The following is a 15,037-nucleotide window of genomic DNA, read 5'->3' on the forward strand; positions in this document are numbered from 1 at the left end:
AAAGGCTAAACGTGACAGTTACTCGAAGGAAGAGGGTGAGTAACTGCACGAAAAAGGCTGAACGTGACAGTTACTCGAAGGAAGAGGGTGAGTAACTACACGAAAAGGTCTAATCATGTCAGTTACTCAAGGGGCATGATGTCACAATGAGATCTTGAGCTTAATGATTAGTCGTAACCTGTCATACTGGAAGTGACCTTGACGAGATTCAGTGCATCATCCATTGAACTCTCATACAAAACCGCCATGGTGGAGCCAAAACCGCTCCACCAACACTAAAAATGAAAGTAGAGTTTGGCACTTTAACTGGTGGAACTTCATTCAATTTGATTTTGTTCTGTTTAGTTTTAAAAGAAAGGTGTTAGATTGTTTTATTACTTGAGAATTAGCAGTACCCAGCGGACGAAAATATGCGGAGACTCCCGCGGGATGCAGTGGCGGGCTGAGATCCACTGGCGTAGCCAGTTAGCTCAGCGCCACCCCGCAGGGCGCGGAGCATAATTTTCGGTAGCGGCGAGAAGCGCACTATGTTCGCACCAACTTTCACACAAAAACCTCGTTCCGCAACAGAACGAGGTTTTTGGTATGTTATAACAGAAAGCGACTTATGACGCCGAGGAATACTAGAATCCCTAAGACAATCCAAAAGATTTTCCCGAGTTTGCGATTAGAAAAGGATTTTTTCTGCCAACGATTAGGGTTAAAGCTCACTTCACTAGGGTCTGTATAGGTTCGAACAGGTGCAGGTGTATAATAGGGCTTTGCTCCAATTAGAAGCGGCGGCACAATCAATGCCCCTGCAATAGCACCGAATATATGGGCATAAATATTAATATTTGGATTAACAAATGTCATGATAAGACCAATCAATAAAATCATCATGATTACTTGAGAATTCTGTTGGTCAATTAAATCTTTTCTTAATAAAACAATGTAAAAATAAGCACCAAATAATCCGAAAATAGCACCAGATGCACCGAGGTGTGGATAATACCCAAGTCCTGCGATGAAGAAGGTGGCTACATTTGCTAAAATACCCGCTCCTAAATAAAGGAGAATAAATTTCATTTTGCCTAGCATTTTTTCTAAGGCTGGACCAAACAAAATTAAAGAAAGCATGTTAAATATAATATGCATGAAGCCTTGATGCATAAAAACAGGGGTGAGAAGGCGCCAATATTGTCCTTCTGCAACAGCTAAATTAAAGCCGATTCCATTTTGTAAAATCCACGTACCACCTGGTAGAAAATTAATCCAGAAAAAAACAATGATATTAATAGCTACAATTCCGGTGATAATGGGATATGAGCTACGGTACGTTTGGAAAGTTTCATTTCTAATAAACATGGTGGTCCTCCTCGATTATCACTGTCATTATTATAACAGATGATCATATAATAACACTTATGATATGTATTTTTAAAAGAAGAAGAGATAGGAGAAAATAGATCTAAAAATGAAGTTTCACTTGACCCTCAGGTAGCTATCATAGAAATTAGAGGTGGAGAGAATTGATGGAGGAGGTATTAGGATGATTATAGGTATGGGGATTGATATTGTGGAGCTTCAACGTATAGAAAGTGCCGTGGTAAAGCAGCCACGTTTTGCTGAGCGAATTTTAACCAAAAAAGAGTTAGATAAATATCTTACATTGTCTGTTATAAGAAAAATTGAATATTTGTCAGGGCGCTTTGCAGCAAAAGAGGCCTTTGTCAAAGCGACGAATCAATCATATGGTTGGCATGATATTGAGGTTTTAAATGATGGAAATGGTAGGCCGTATATCACGGCAGAAGTAAATGGGCGTATACATATATCTATTTCTCACAGTAAAAACTATGCCATTTCTCAAGTAATTATAGAAAGCTTGTCAAGCTAGTCTGCATATTCCCGGAGGTTGTCTCATATAGTTGTAGTGCGGATGGGAGAGTGGGGGTTATTCTCTGCTTTGGCATCAAATGAGACAAAGGGGTGAAAGCATGAAGAAAAAAGTAAGTGGTTTAATGATGTTCGTTCTGTTAGTGGCTGTTATCCTCGTTGGGTGCGGAGAAAAAACCCAAGAGGATATCATTACAGATTTAGAAAGTAAAATGTCGGAAATGGCGGGATACAAATCAAAAGCAACGATGACTTTACAAACAGGAAAAGAACCACAGCTTTATGAAGTAGAAGTTTGGCATGAAGCAGAAAATTACTATCGTGTGGCATTAAATAACGATAATAAGGATCAAAGTCAAATTATTTTAAGAAATGATGAAGGTGTATTTGTCTTAACACCAGCATTAAACAAAAGCTTTAGGTTTCAAAGTGACTGGCCAAAAAATAGTAGCCAAGTATACTTATATGAGTCATTAGTACATGATATATTATTAGATCCTGAGCGTACTTTTACAGCAACAGATGATCATTATATTTTTACGACTAATACAAACTATCAAAATAAAAACTTGCATACTCAGGAAGTGACACTTAATAAAAAGGATTTATCACCAGTAACCGTAAAGATTATGAACACAGATTTAGAAGTTCTTGTTCAATTGGATTTCACTAACTTTGAAGTAGACCCAAGCTTTGACCCAGGGTCCTTCGATATGAATCGTAATATGACGACCGCCAAATTAAATGAGGACCTAGATGTTAATGATGTGGAAGTGGAGCCAATGATGGTTCATTACCCTCTTTATACGCCTGAGGGTGTTTCTGTTGAACTATCTGAAAAAGTTCAATCAGACATGGGTGAGCGCTATATTATTAAATATGCGGGCGATAAATCCTACACACTTATTCAAGAACAAGCAGAAGTGGTTCCGGCGATGCTCTCGATGAATGTTCAAACAGGTATGCCGGTTGACCTTGGTTATACTGTGGGTGTCATGACAGAGGAATCCTTAATGTGGACGTATAACGGCGTAGATTTTACTTTAGCCTCTATGGACTTAACACACGATGAGATGGTTGAAATTGCTCAATCTGTTTATGGGTCCGAAGAAAAATAAATGATAGATAGAGAGACTCAGCTGATATAAGGCTGGGTCTCTTTATTGGCTTTTTTCTGTAGGAATACTTGCTGAAATTCCCCTTAAATATAACCAATGTTTGGATATCGACGGAGATGATTGACAAGGCTCTTCGAGAAAATCATAATAATAAAGATGTATAAGTTAAGAAGTTGGATGGTGTATAACTAGTGAGTGAATTACAAGAGAGTCCCCTATTTTATCGTGATACGTGGGTAGAAGTTAATTTAGATGCAATTGAAGCCAATATCAAAGCAGTAAAAGAATTTTATCATTTTAAAGATATGACTATTATGGCTGTTGTTAAGGCGAATGGATATGGCCATGGTGCCGTTGAGGTTGCTCGTGCTGCTATTCAGTCAGGAGCTAATCAATTGGCTGTGGCGATTTTTGACGAAGCTCTTGAATTAAGGCGGGCAGGAATTGACGTTCCGATCTTAGTAATGGGAAGAATTCGCCCGACTGATGCGAGGTTAGCTCAAAAAGAACGTATTACCGTCACTGTTTTTCAACGTGATTGGATTGTTCTAGCAAAAGACGTGTTGGATCGACAATTACCAGCGTTAAAGATTCATATTAAAGTTGATACGGGTATGGGTAGAATCGGGTTACGTACAAAGGATGAGCTTATACAAATTATTAATGAACTTAAAACTGAAGATGCCGTAGAGCTAGATGGAATGTTTACCCATTTTGCAACTGCAGATGATTTGAACCCTGATTATTTCTTGAAGCAATACCATCGATTTGAGGAAATGCTCGGTTGGCTCAAAGAACTTAACATGAATATACCTCACATACACTGTGGGAATAGTGCAACAGGATTAAGGTATCCGAATAAAACGTTCAATATGTTCCGATTTGGTATTTCGATGTATGGTTTAACGCCATCGATAGATATTAAAGGAGAACTGCCATTTCCTTTACAACAAGCATTTGTTCTAAAAACAAAGCTATCACATGTTAAAAGATTAGAAGCTGGCGAGAGTATTAGTTATGGAGCGACGTACACAACAAAGGAAACGGAATGGATCGGTACCTTACCTATTGGTTATGCAGATGGTTGGATTCGTAAAAATAGTACGAATGGTGGTTTTGTTTTAGTAAATGGTGAGAAGGCTCCATTTGTTGGACGGATTTGTATGGATCAATGCATGATTCGTTTACCACGTGAGTACGATATTGATACAGAGGTTATTCTAATTAGTGATACAAAAGAACTCTCTATGGATGTTGTGGCAGAACGTTTAGAAACGATTAATTACGAAATTCCATGTATCACTGGAGATAGAATTCCAAGAGTTTACATGAAAAATGGAAAATGTGTAAAAATAAAAACAAAATATGACGAAATTTCTTAACGAATTTTCTGACACTTGCCAAAAGTGCTTTGCATTTCAATAGCTTCAATGGTATGATTAATTTTGGATAAGATGTACGTGTATACGTGTGTAAAAGCACACTCTATTGGATTTTACGTTGTTGTTGATTGGCGGGGGTGAATGTTATGCCAGAGAAAAAAATGAAGGAAATTGTCGTTCATTTACCACAACATTTGTTAAACGAGGTGGATGGTGTTATGAAGCAGGAAGATTTAAATTATAGTGATTTTATGTCCCAAGCAACAAAGCTCTATTTACATGAAAGAAAAAAACACCAAATTCGAGAGACGATGCAGCAAGGTTATATGGAGATGGCTAAAATAAACTTGCATATCGCTTCAGAAGCTTTTCTTGCTGAGGAGGAAGCTGAGAGCACTCTTGATCGCTTAGTGAGTGGGGTGTAGCTCTTGATCGTAAAAAGAGGCGACGTTTATTTTGCGGATCTTTCACCAGTTGTCGGCTCTGAACAAGGTGGAGTTCGTCCGGTACTCGTTATACAGAATGATATTGGTAATCGTTTTAGTCCAACAGTTATAGTTGCGGCCATTACCGCTCAAATTCAAAAAGCAAAGCTACCTACGCATGTTGAGATTAGTGCAAAAAGGTATGGTTTTGACCGTGATTCGGTTATTTTATTAGAGCAGGTTCGAACAATAGATAAGCAGCGATTAACGGATAAGATTACTCACTTAGATGACGATATGATGAATCGTGTGAACGAAGCGCTAACAATTAGCTTAGGTCTTATTGATTTTTAATTATGTTCGTTATATTACCTAAACTCCGTTAAATGAAACGGGGTTTTTTGTTTAAGAATTTGTATCAAATGTATGGGATATATTTGTTGTTATAGGGAAAATACGGAATTTATAACAAAAATCATGCAAAGATTCTACGAATTTTTGCAAGGATACACATTTCGTGAAATAATGTAAGTATGTATTAATAGACTGGAGGAGCAATATGGAATTAAGCATTGTTTCAACTTTATTGGGGAATAGGGAAAATATTTTAGAAAAATGGAAGGTTGAATTACAAAATCTGAAGCAAGAACAATATTTCATATCGATCTCAGATGACAGTTACGCAAGTATGAATAATGAATTTATGGAATTCCTGTTAAGAACACTTGACCATAACCATAAAAACTCAAAAGAGAAAGTAAGTCATTTTACAGATAAATATATACAAAATGGTTGGCCGTTAGTCTATTTTACAAAAGGCCTACAAGCTTTTAGACGAGTGATGCTAAATGTACTAAAGGAAGAAGAGAAGGACGTAAACTTATTAGTAGATAAGTTTGTTGAAATTGATGAGTGGTGTGACAGTGTTATTAATCAGCTAGTTCATGATTATACGGGATCATGGGAAAATGTTTTTGAGATGCAAAAGGTTTCTTTACTAGAGTTGTCCGCCTCGCTCATTCCGGTATTTGATGAAATTACCGTTATGCCTTTAGTAGGAACGATCGACACGGCGAGAGCCAAGTTAATTATGGAGAACTTATTAAATGGAATTATTAAGCATCGTTCCAAAGTTGTATTAATAGATATAACAGGTGTACCTGTTGTGGATACGATGGTTGCTCACCATATTATCCAAGCCTCAGAGGCGGTAAGACTCGTTGGAGCTGAATGCATACTAGTGGGAATTAGACCAGAAATTGCTCAAACAATTGTTAACTTAGGAATTGATTTAGCGAGATTCCCTACGAAGAGTACGTTACGAAAAGGGATGGAGACAGCCCTTGCCATTACAAATAAGCAAATAAGTGAAGTGTAAGGGGATGGAATTATGAGAATACCGATTTTAAAACTAAAGCAATATTTATTAATAAGTATTCAAGTAGAATTAGATGATGCAACGGCTTTAGAGTTCCAGGAGGATTTATTAAAAAAAATTCATGAAGAAGAATCGACGGGAGTAGTGATTGACTTAACGTCCGTGGATATGATCGATTCATTTATTGCCAAAGTATTAGGTGATGTCGTAGATATGTCTAATATGATGGGAGCTAAGGTTGTTCTTACAGGAATTCAGCCTTCCGTTGCAATTACATTAATTGATATGGGGATAAAGCTAGAGGAAGTACCGACGGCTCTTGACTTAGAACAAGGCCTCGATAAACTGCAACAGGAACTGGAGGTATAAGAATGAAAACCGAATCCTGTGTAGAAGTGAAGAATGAGTGGGGGATCGTTGCTGCAAGGCAAGCAGGTCGAACACTCTCTAAAGAGATTGGTTTCGGTACAGTTGACCAGGCTCGAATTACAACTGCAATATCAGAATTAGCTAGAAATATCTATTTATATGCAGATGAAGGGCAAATTCATATTAATATTATAGAAAAGCCATTTAAAGTAGGAGTAAAAAAAGGAATTCAGATCATCTCAAAGGACACCGGACCAGGGATTGCAGATATTAAACAAGTAATGGTTGATGGCTTTTCCACATCAAGCGGACTTGGAGCAGGGCTCCCTGGAGTTAGAAGACTTATGGATGAATTTGACATTGAATCCATCATTGGAGAAGGTACGACAATTATTGCAATTAAATGGCTCCGGTAGGAGAGTGTAGCGGGTGAGTGATAATCAGTCAGTCAATATTATAGAGAGATATAAATTGATAGTTGACACATTTTTAGATAATAAAAGCGAATTAGGTTTATATCAAGCGCAGCAATTTAGTAAAATGCTTTTGGCAGAACAAGTATCGCCTGAAGAGTTTATTGATATTCATCGAGCGGTATTGGATGAGTTGTTCCCATCCATCCCAAATGAGGTTCAAGATTCATTTGATTTATTACTTGAAGTGATGATGAGTTATGGACTTGTATATCGTGAGCATCAGATTTTAAAGCATAAACAACAAGAATTAGAGTCAGAAATTGAGGTGGCCGCCAGTATGCAACAAACACTGCTACCGAAGTCGGTTCCCTCAATTGAAGGTTTAGATATTGGTGTGGTCAGTGTCCCTGCAAAGCGGATGAGTGGTGATTATTACCATTTTGTACAAGGGGCGGATCAGACCTTTGGTGTCGGAATTGCCGATATCATTGGAAAGGGGGTACCGGCAGCCCTTTGTATGTCTATGATTAAATATGCAATGGACGGGTTACCAAAAAGGCGTTCAACGCCAGCATTTTTATTGGAAAGCTTAAATCATGTTGTTGAACAAAATGTCGATGACAGTATGTTTATAACGATGATGTATGGAGAATATAATACGCAATCCCATGAATTCCTTTACGCTGGTGCTGGACATGAACCGGGCTTTATTTATAGAGCAAAGGATAACTCGTTTGAAGACTTGTATGCTAAAGGACTTGCGTTAGGTATTTCTAAGGTTAATAAGTTTAAGGAATATGTACAACCTATTTATGTAGGTGACTTTATTGTCTTATTATCTGATGGGGTTACAGAATCTTTTGTGGGACAGGAATTCATTGAACGAGATGGTTTTATTGAATTGATGCGGCAATATATGGACTACCCCGCACAAGAGATGGTTGAGAGATTATTTTCCCATCTAGAAAAAGAACAGGATTTTAATATTCGAGACGACTTCACTTTAATTGTCATAAAAAGGAAGGTTTAAATGTTTTCTCTTTGGGGTAATTCAAGCTATAGGTATTTTAATTAGAAACTTGTTTCTTTAAAGAGGGGGTAATTTAAATGAATTTAGAATTAGATCATGTGAAAAATGAGGCAAATTATGAGCTTTTAAAGGTGAGTGGTGAGATAGACGCTTACACAGCACCAAAATTAAAAGAGACGTTATTCCCACTTGTTGAAAAAACGGGGGTCAAAGTCGAAGTTGATTTAAGTGAGGTTTCTTATATAGATAGTACGGGATTAGGTGTTTTTGTTGGAGCACTTAAGGCAACTAACCAGGTGAATAGTCAGTTGAAGTTAATCGGTTTGAGTGATCGCGTGTATCGCTTATTTTCAATAACTGGTTTGGATGAAGTGATTGATATTGTGCCTGAAAATAAGGAGGGAGCAAGATGAGTAATCATCAAGTCGACCATATTGAGATGCAGGTCCCTGCAAAGCCAGAATATATTGGCGTTATTCGTTTAACGCTTTCTGGCATCGCGAATCGATTAGGTTTCTCTTATGATGATATAGAGGATATGAAGATTGCTGTAGCTGAGGCATGTACGAATGTTGTTAATCATGCTTATAAAGGTGAGGGAACGATGAATGTTTCCTATCAAATATACGAAAATGAGAAGTTGGAGATTATCGTATCAGACAAAGGTCAAAGTTTTGATGTTAATGGTGTGAGGGAGAAATTAGGTCCTGTAGATGCCAAAAAGCCTGTTGAACAATTGAAAGAGGGGGGGCTTGGATTATATCTTATCAATACTTTGATGGATAAAGTCGAGATTCATGAAGAATCAGGAGTCGTCGTCATGATGACTAAATTCATGCAAGGAGATGAGGTGGAACAACATGTCAATGGATTCTCATCAGCGCGAACAGAACAAGGATAAAGTTTATGATTGGATAAAAAAGTACCAGCTTGATGGAGATGAGCATGTACAAACATTAATTGTTCAGCACTATGAGGGACTTGTTCGTTCACTCGCCAGGAAGTTTTCAAAGGGTAAAGAGTATGATGATGACTTGTTTCAGGTAGGGATGCTCGGATTATTGGCGGCTATTAAGCGTTATGATGATGAATTTGGCCGCAGTTTTGAATCTTTTGCTGTTCCGACTATTGTTGGTGAAATTAAAAGATTTATTCGAGATAAGACGTGGAGTGTTCATGTTCCTAGAAGGATCAAGGAGCTGGGACCTAAAATTAAGAAAGCTGTTGATGAGCTAACGACTGCTCTGCAGCGTTCGCCCCTTGTTCATGAAATTGCTTCCCATTTAGATGTAACGGAAGAAGAAGTTTTAGAAACGATGGAGATGACGAAAAGCTATCAAGCACTATCAGTGAACCGCTCGCTTGAAGCTGATCAAGAGGGTGGAGAGGTAACGATTCTTGATCTGGTCGGTAATCAAGATGAGGGCTATGATAATACGGATAAGAAACTACTATTAGAAAAAGCATTTGAAGTTCTGAATGATCGAGAGAAACAGATTTTGCATTACACTTATTATGAAAACCTGAGTCAGAAAGAGACAGGGGAGCGTTTAGAAATATCGCAAATGCATGTTTCCAGATTACAGCGAAGAGCGATTGAGAAATTACGAGAGTCAATTAGAATTGAACCATCGGAGATATTATGATCAGCTTTTATGAAGATAGCCGTTTAGAAATAGCGGCTTTGCAACAATCAAAAAACAATATGCATTTTTGCGGAGACGCTCATTTGGTACTAACAGAAAAGGATTTTATGATATGTGCCGTGGTTGACGGACTAGGCAGTGGTGAAGGTGCTCATGAATCAGCGGATATCGTTGTCAAAGAGGTTGAGAAACAAAAGGACCTTAAGTTGGATGATATTATGGTTGCGTGTAACGAGAAACTCCATGGGTATCGCGGTGCTGTTGTATCGTTAGTAAAGATCGATTATTTGGAAAGAGCTCTTTATTACAGTAATTTTGGGAATATCAGCTTCGTATTATATTATCCTGATGGCAAAGTGATTCAACCGATCCCTTCAAGAGGTTATTTATCTGGACGTGTGCAGAAATTTTATCTCGAACGCTTTCCTTATGAAGAAGGAATGACTTTTATGCTTTATTCTGACGGGGTTAAGAAGCCGCCAGAAAAAAATCAGATTACGAAAATGGGAAAAGTAAAAGAGGAAGTACCTAGTATATTTGAAGCTGCTACATTTGCACAAGATGATGTTACGTTATTAATAGGGAAGTTACACTAAACCTTCTGGAAATAGGAGGTTTTTTATTTTTTATTTTTTATTTTTTATTTTCTGAATGCAATGGATAAGCTTGAAGATAAAGCTGGTGAGTTTTGTTAAGCAGCTATTGGACCGTGCTTTTATGATGGCATGGTCTTGGGAGTGGGTTTATGGTAATCATACAATCATAGACGGTGATATAATCTACTAGTAAATTATGCTATGATAAGATTATCCATTTCTTGGCGTAGGGGTGTATATATGAGTGAAAAACATGTAAAGATGAAACGCATTATTGCAAAAGAACAAGCTGTGTCGGAAAAATATGTACATAATTTAATTGAACTTGTTGAAGAGGGGAATACAATTCCGTTTATAGCACGTTATAGGAAAGAGTTAACGGGTGAGATGGATGAAGTTCAAATCAGAGAAATTGTTGATAAATGGCACTATATGAATCAACTTCAAACAAGGAAAGAAGAGGTTGTTCGTTTAATTGATGAGCAGGGGAAATTAACGACTGAATTACAACAAAAGATTGAGGCTGCTAGTAAGCTCCAAGAGGTTGAAGATTTATATCGTCCTTATAAACAAAAGAGGCGTACGAAAGCAACGGTTGCAAAAGAGAAAGGGCTTGAGCCGTTTGCTGACTGGTTATTTTCCTTGCCTACCTCAGGAGATGTAGAGGAAGAGGCTAAAAAGTATCTGGATACCGAAAAGGAGGTTTCGGAGGTTTCGGATGCTATTCAAGGTGCTCAAGATATCATTTCAGAGTGGATTTCGGATCATCCCGATTACCGAAAGGCTATTCGACTATTAGGTTTGCAGGAAGGAAAGGTTCAGTCGGTCGTGAAGGATGAAGAGATAGATGAAAAGAAAGTTTTTGAAATGTACTATGAGTATGAAGAGCCTGTTCGTAGTATTGTCCCACACCGTATCCTTGCCCTTAATCGTGGTGAAAGTGAAGGGGTATTACGTATTAAACTTATCATGCCTGTTGAAAGAGTTTTGTCGCTACTTCAGCGGAAAATGATTACGAAACGAACAGTGGCGGAGTGGGTATTGACTGAGGCGATTGCTGATGGGTACAAACGATTAATTGAGCCTTCCATTGAGCGAGAAATCCGTCAAGAATTAACGAGTAAAGCCGAAGATCAAGCTATTCATATTTTTGCAGAAAATCTAAAGCAGTTACTTTTACAGCCCCCTATTAAAGAGAAGATAGTTCTTGGGGTAGACCCTGCCTACCGAACAGGGTGCAAATTGGCTGTGGTTGACGCTACGGGTAAGGTTCTTGATATTGCGGTCATCTATCCAACGCCGCCTCGTAATGAAGTGGAACGGGCAAAAGAGGTCGTGAAAAAAATGATCGCCAAGCATGGGGTAAATATGATTGCGATTGGAAATGGAACGGCTTCTAGGGAGACAGAGCAATTTATAGCCGATGTTATTACCGATTTACCGGAAGCGATATATTATCTAATCGTCAACGAGGCGGGTGCGAGTGTTTATTCTGCGTCGGAGTTAGGTAGAGTGGAATTTCCTGATTTGAAGGTAGAGGAAAGAAGTGCTGTATCGATTGCTAGACGTATTCAGGATCCGTTAGCTGAGCTTGTCAAAATTGATCCAAAGTCTGTTGGTGTAGGTCAATATCAGCATGATGTATCACAAAAAAAGTTAACTGAATCATTGAGTTTTATCGTGGAGACGGTTGTTAACCAGGTTGGCGTGAATGTCAATACGGCTTCTGTATCGCTACTCCAGTATGTGGCAGGCTTATCTAACGCTGTCGCGACGAATATTGTGAAGCAGAGGGAAGAGGCGGGTAAATTTAGTAGTCGTGCACAATTGAAAAAAATCCCGAGGTTAGGTGCAAAGACGTATGAGCAGTGTATTGGTTTCTTGCGCATTCCATCTGCTAAGAATCCGCTCGACCAAACGGCTATTCACCCAGAGGCTTACCTTGCGACTAAGCAACTTTTGAAGGAATTAAATTTAGATTTATCTGCTGTCGGTACAGAGGAACTCAAGGTGGCATTGGAAAGTGTGGATGTTTCCCGAGTGGCAAGTCAGTTAGAACTTGGTGCACCGACCATACAAGACATAATCGATAGTTTGGTTCGTCCGTCCAGAGATCCTCGTGATAATATTACTAAACCGCTATTAAAACAAGGGGTTATGCAGTTGGAGGATTTGAAGCCGGGTATGGAGCTTCAAGGAACAGTTCGGAACGTCGTAGATTTTGGAGCTTTTATTGATATCGGTGTTAAACAGGATGGTCTCGTTCACATATCAAAGCTTACGAATCGCTTTGTGAAGCATCCTTTAGAGGTTGTCGTTGTAGGAGAGATTGTGACGGTTTGGATTGATAGTGTTGATGCTCATAAAGGGAGAATAGCATTAACAATGTTGGAGCCTAAGCAACAAGCGGCCACAAGTTAATGCACAATTGAGTTGTAGGAATTGTAAATAGAAATGCTTGTGCAATTTTATAAAAAGAGCTCGGTGACTATTTTCTAGTCATCGAACTTTTTTTATTGGGTTTACCTTATGATAACTAAGAAGAAGAGGTTTTTTCATTTGGTTGCTGCTTAGATTTTTCTTGATAGTAAAACCAACATTGGTTTAAGATTTTTATCTGCCGTTCGTTTTTCTCTGCGTAGGCACGTTGTAGTTGATTGATTAACCATGAGGGCATGATCGCCAGCTCCTTATTTAATGTGTTAATATACTCAATATATGCAGTGATGTTTGTCAATGTTGATGTATTTTTTTCTGAGGTTTGTTGGTTTTATTTATCTACTAGTCGATTTTGAGGAACATGAGAAAAGAGTATAGTATGTAAATCTAAGTGGTGGATGTCATGAGGTTTTTGTAATGGGGGTATTTATGGAGCGGGAGGAATTGCAGCTACTTGTTGAGGGGATATCTTTACGACATTTCGGATTGGTTTTTAAACATGAAGCGAGGTTTAACCATAGATTACGAACGACCGGTGGGCGATATTTATTGCGTTCACATGATATTGAATTCAACCCAAAACAATTAGAGGCTTTTGGCCGAGAGGAATTTGAGAAGATTATTAAGCATGAATTATGTCACTATCATTTACATCTTCAAGGCAGGGGCTATCAACATAAGGACCGGGATTTTAAGGAGATGTTATCTCGAGTTGGGGGAGCGAGATACTGCCGTAGCATTCCTGGTACACATAATGTGAGTGCGAAGGTTTTAAAATATATATGCCAGGACTGTCAGCAATTATATGAAAGAAAAAGAAGCATTAACATATCAAAATATGTATGTGGGAAATGTAGTGGGAAATTAAAAAAGTTTATAAAAAATAGTTGATCGGAGTACAAGCCTGTGATATATTATAGAAGTCGCTAACGAGAGCGACTGTTACATACATAAAATAATGTTGAATTTTACATTAAATTATGGTAAACTAAAAAAGCTTTGTCGTTATTCCACAGTAGCTCAGTGGTAGAGCTATCGGCTGTTAACCGATCGGTCGTAGGTTCGAGTCCTACCTGTGGAGCCATGGAGAAGTACCCAAGTGGCTGAAGGGGCGCCCCTGCTAAGGGTGTAGGTCGTGTAAGCGGCGCGAGGGTTCAAATCCCTCCTTCTCCGCCATTTTTTAAGTGGCCCGTTGGTCAAGCGGTTAAGACACCGCCCTTTCACGGCGGTAACACGGGTTCGAATCCCGTACGGGTCACCAAAAAAACTTGAGTTTCTACATACTAATAGAAGAAATCGAAAGTTTTTAGCGATACTGACAAACGAAAGTAAGTAGTCCAAGGTGAGGGAATGTTCGGAAGAAAGAGTGTACAGCAGTACGTGACTTAAAAAGGAACATGGAATCATACGAAGGAATTCAAGTTTGAAGGATTGTTAACAAGGAGAAGCGAGAAGATCGAGGATAGGAAGTGTTCGAAAGAAGGAGCGTACACTCGTACGTGACTGAAAGAGAATCACGAACTAGACGAAGAAATTCGAAGCTTAAGGACAGTTAACAAGGAGAAGCGAGAAGATCGAGGATAGGAAGTGTTCGAAAGAAGGAGTGTACACTCGTACGTGACTGAAAGAGAATCACAAACTAGACGAAGAAATTCGAAGCTTATCCGCAGTTAAAATGGAGGATTAGCTCAGCTGGGAGAGCACCTGCCTTACAAGCAGGGGGTCGGCGGTTCGAACCCGTCATCCTCCACCATCTAAATATGGTCCGGTAGTTCAGTTGGTTAGAATGCCTGCCTGTCACGCAGGAGGTCGCGGGTTCGAGTCCCGTCCGGACCGCCATTTTATTTTTCGCGGGTGTGGCGGAATTGGCAGACGCGCTAGACTTAGGATCTAGTGTCTTATGACGTGGGGGTTCAAGTCCCTTCACCCGCACTTTGTTCTTTTGTCATTTTACGAAAAATACGCGGTTGTGGCGGAATGGCAGACGCGCTAGGTTGAGGGCCTAGTGGGAGTTAAATCCCGTGGAAGTTCGAGTCTTCTCAACCGCACTTAGCGTTTTCTTTAATAGTAGAACGGGAAGTGGCTCAGCTTGGTAGAGCACCTGGTTTGGGACCAGGGGGTCGCAGGTTCAAATCCTGTCTTCCCGACCATTCTTGATTTTTATATGCGGGTGTAGTTTAGTGGTAAAACCTCAGCCTTCCAAGCTGATGTCGTGAGTTCGATTCTCATCACCCGCTCCAAAAAAGAATATGTAATGGTTAGTGCTTTTTTTATGCCTTAAAGTGGGCCTGTAGCTCAGCTGGTTAGAGCGCACGCCTGATAAGCGTGAGGTCGGTGGTTCGAGTCCACTCAGGCCCACC

17 protein-coding genes and 10 tRNA genes are annotated in these 15,037 nt (G+C 39.2%); 25 read left to right on the forward strand and 2 right to left on the reverse strand.

The window, feature by feature from the left end; translation table 11 throughout:
- Window positions 1-588: 588 nt before the first annotated feature.
- Window positions 589-1,347, reverse strand: coding sequence for a rhomboid family intramembrane serine protease (locus PQ479_RS20470; RefSeq protein WP_047988218.1), 759 nt, complete (start codon window positions 1,345-1,347; stop codon window positions 589-591).
- 184 nt (window positions 1,348-1,531) lie between these two features.
- Between PQ479_RS20470 and acpS the strand changes: the two genes are divergently transcribed.
- The 14 genes from acpS to PQ479_RS20540 all read left to right on the forward strand — a co-directional run bounded on the left by acpS (window position 1,532) and on the right by PQ479_RS20540 (window position 12,659).
- A complete protein-coding gene (gene acpS, locus PQ479_RS20475; protein WP_047988219.1) occupies window positions 1,532-1,879 on the forward strand; it encodes a holo-ACP synthase in 348 nt (115 codons plus the stop codon).
- Between the two features lie 100 nt (window positions 1,880-1,979).
- Complete coding sequence (locus tag PQ479_RS20480; RefSeq protein ID WP_273717188.1) at window positions 1,980-2,996, forward strand: LolA family protein; 1,017 nt, start codon at window positions 1,980-1,982, stop codon at window positions 2,994-2,996.
- 191 nt (window positions 2,997-3,187) lie between these two features.
- Window positions 3,188-4,378 (forward strand): alanine racemase, encoded by a 1,191-nt coding sequence (gene alr, locus PQ479_RS20485; RefSeq protein WP_047988220.1) that lies wholly within the window; start codon window positions 3,188-3,190, stop codon window positions 4,376-4,378.
- Between the two features lie 146 nt (window positions 4,379-4,524).
- Window positions 4,525-4,803 (forward strand): CopG family ribbon-helix-helix protein, encoded by a 279-nt coding sequence (locus PQ479_RS20490; RefSeq protein ID WP_047988221.1) that lies wholly within the window; start codon window positions 4,525-4,527, stop codon window positions 4,801-4,803.
- Window positions 4,804-4,806: 3 nt separating this feature from the next.
- Window positions 4,807-5,157: a type II toxin-antitoxin system PemK/MazF family toxin gene (locus tag PQ479_RS20495; protein ID WP_047988222.1), complete on the forward strand. Its 351-nt coding sequence runs from the start codon at window positions 4,807-4,809 to the stop codon at window positions 5,155-5,157.
- Window positions 5,158-5,362: 205 nt separating this feature from the next.
- Window positions 5,363-6,181, forward strand: coding sequence for an STAS domain-containing protein (locus PQ479_RS20500; protein WP_047988223.1), 819 nt, complete (start codon window positions 5,363-5,365; stop codon window positions 6,179-6,181).
- Window positions 6,182-6,193: 12 nt separating this feature from the next.
- A complete protein-coding gene (locus tag PQ479_RS20505) occupies window positions 6,194-6,550 on the forward strand; it encodes an STAS domain-containing protein (protein WP_047988224.1) in 357 nt (118 codons plus the stop codon).
- Between the two features lie 2 nt (window positions 6,551-6,552).
- On the forward strand, window positions 6,553-6,966 hold the full coding sequence (locus tag PQ479_RS20510) for an anti-sigma regulatory factor (RefSeq protein WP_047988225.1): 414 nt from the start codon (window positions 6,553-6,555) through the stop codon (window positions 6,964-6,966).
- 13 nt (window positions 6,967-6,979) lie between these two features.
- Entirely contained in the window at window positions 6,980-7,996 is a 1,017-nt protein-coding gene (locus tag PQ479_RS20515; protein WP_047988226.1) for a PP2C family protein-serine/threonine phosphatase, read from the forward strand.
- A gap of 77 nt (window positions 7,997-8,073) precedes the next feature.
- Complete coding sequence (locus PQ479_RS20520; RefSeq protein ID WP_047988227.1) at window positions 8,074-8,409, forward strand: STAS domain-containing protein; 336 nt, start codon at window positions 8,074-8,076, stop codon at window positions 8,407-8,409.
- Window positions 8,406-8,897, forward strand: a complete 492-nt coding sequence (gene rsbW, locus PQ479_RS20525; RefSeq protein WP_047988228.1) for an anti-sigma B factor RsbW — start codon at window positions 8,406-8,408, stop codon at window positions 8,895-8,897. Before PQ479_RS20520 ends, rsbW begins: the two co-directional genes overlap by 4 nt.
- On the forward strand, window positions 8,857-9,642 hold the full coding sequence (gene sigB / locus PQ479_RS20530; RefSeq protein ID WP_047988229.1) for an RNA polymerase sigma factor SigB: 786 nt from the start codon (window positions 8,857-8,859) through the stop codon (window positions 9,640-9,642). Before rsbW ends, sigB begins: the two co-directional genes overlap by 41 nt.
- Window positions 9,639-10,238, forward strand: a complete 600-nt coding sequence (locus tag PQ479_RS20535) for a SpoIIE family protein phosphatase (RefSeq protein ID WP_047988230.1) — start codon at window positions 9,639-9,641, stop codon at window positions 10,236-10,238. The genes sigB and PQ479_RS20535 overlap by 4 nt, the downstream gene beginning before the upstream one ends.
- Window positions 10,239-10,478: 240 nt before the next feature.
- Complete coding sequence (locus tag PQ479_RS20540) at window positions 10,479-12,659, forward strand: Tex family protein (protein ID WP_047988231.1); 2,181 nt, start codon at window positions 10,479-10,481, stop codon at window positions 12,657-12,659.
- Window positions 12,660-12,774: 115 nt separating this feature from the next.
- On the opposite strand, the gene cmpA is transcribed toward PQ479_RS20540, so the two are convergent.
- Window positions 12,775-12,915: a cortex morphogenetic protein CmpA gene (gene cmpA / locus PQ479_RS20545; protein ID WP_273717189.1), complete on the reverse strand. Its 141-nt coding sequence runs from the start codon at window positions 12,913-12,915 to the stop codon at window positions 12,775-12,777.
- A 191-nt stretch (window positions 12,916-13,106) separates the two neighbouring features.
- Here cmpA and PQ479_RS20550 point away from each other — a divergent pair, with 191 nt between their 5' ends.
- The 11 genes from PQ479_RS20550 to PQ479_RS20600 all read left to right on the forward strand — a co-directional run bounded on the left by PQ479_RS20550 (window position 13,107) and on the right by PQ479_RS20600 (window position 15,035).
- Entirely contained in the window at window positions 13,107-13,568 is a 462-nt protein-coding gene (locus PQ479_RS20550) for a SprT family protein (RefSeq protein ID WP_047988232.1), read from the forward strand.
- Window positions 13,569-13,686: 118 nt separating this feature from the next.
- Window positions 13,687-13,761, forward strand: a tRNA-Asn gene (locus PQ479_RS20555).
- A 1-nt stretch (window position 13,762) separates the two neighbouring features.
- Window positions 13,763-13,853 (forward strand) — tRNA-Ser (locus PQ479_RS20560).
- Window positions 13,854-13,863: 10 nt separating this feature from the next.
- Window positions 13,864-13,938: transfer RNA gene (locus tag PQ479_RS20565), tRNA-Glu, on the forward strand.
- Between the two features lie 416 nt (window positions 13,939-14,354).
- Window positions 14,355-14,430: transfer RNA gene (locus PQ479_RS20570), tRNA-Val, on the forward strand.
- Window positions 14,431-14,439: 9 nt separating this feature from the next.
- Window positions 14,440-14,516 (forward strand) — tRNA-Asp (locus PQ479_RS20575).
- An 11-nt stretch (window positions 14,517-14,527) separates the two neighbouring features.
- Window positions 14,528-14,609: transfer RNA gene (locus PQ479_RS20580), tRNA-Leu, on the forward strand.
- Window positions 14,610-14,640: 31 nt separating this feature from the next.
- Window positions 14,641-14,725, forward strand: a tRNA-Leu gene (locus PQ479_RS20585).
- 25 nt (window positions 14,726-14,750) lie between these two features.
- Window positions 14,751-14,827: transfer RNA gene (locus PQ479_RS20590), tRNA-Pro, on the forward strand.
- Window positions 14,828-14,843: 16 nt separating this feature from the next.
- Window positions 14,844-14,917: transfer RNA gene (locus PQ479_RS20595), tRNA-Gly, on the forward strand.
- 44 nt (window positions 14,918-14,961) lie between these two features.
- Window positions 14,962-15,035, forward strand: a tRNA-Ile gene (locus PQ479_RS20600).
- Window positions 15,036-15,037: the final 2 nt, after the last annotated feature.

The sequence above is a fragment of the Alkalihalobacillus pseudalcaliphilus genome, from assembly GCF_028610675.1.
GTDB lineage: Bacteria > Bacillota > Bacilli > Bacillales > Bacillaceae_D > Alkalihalobacillus > Alkalihalobacillus pseudalcaliphilus.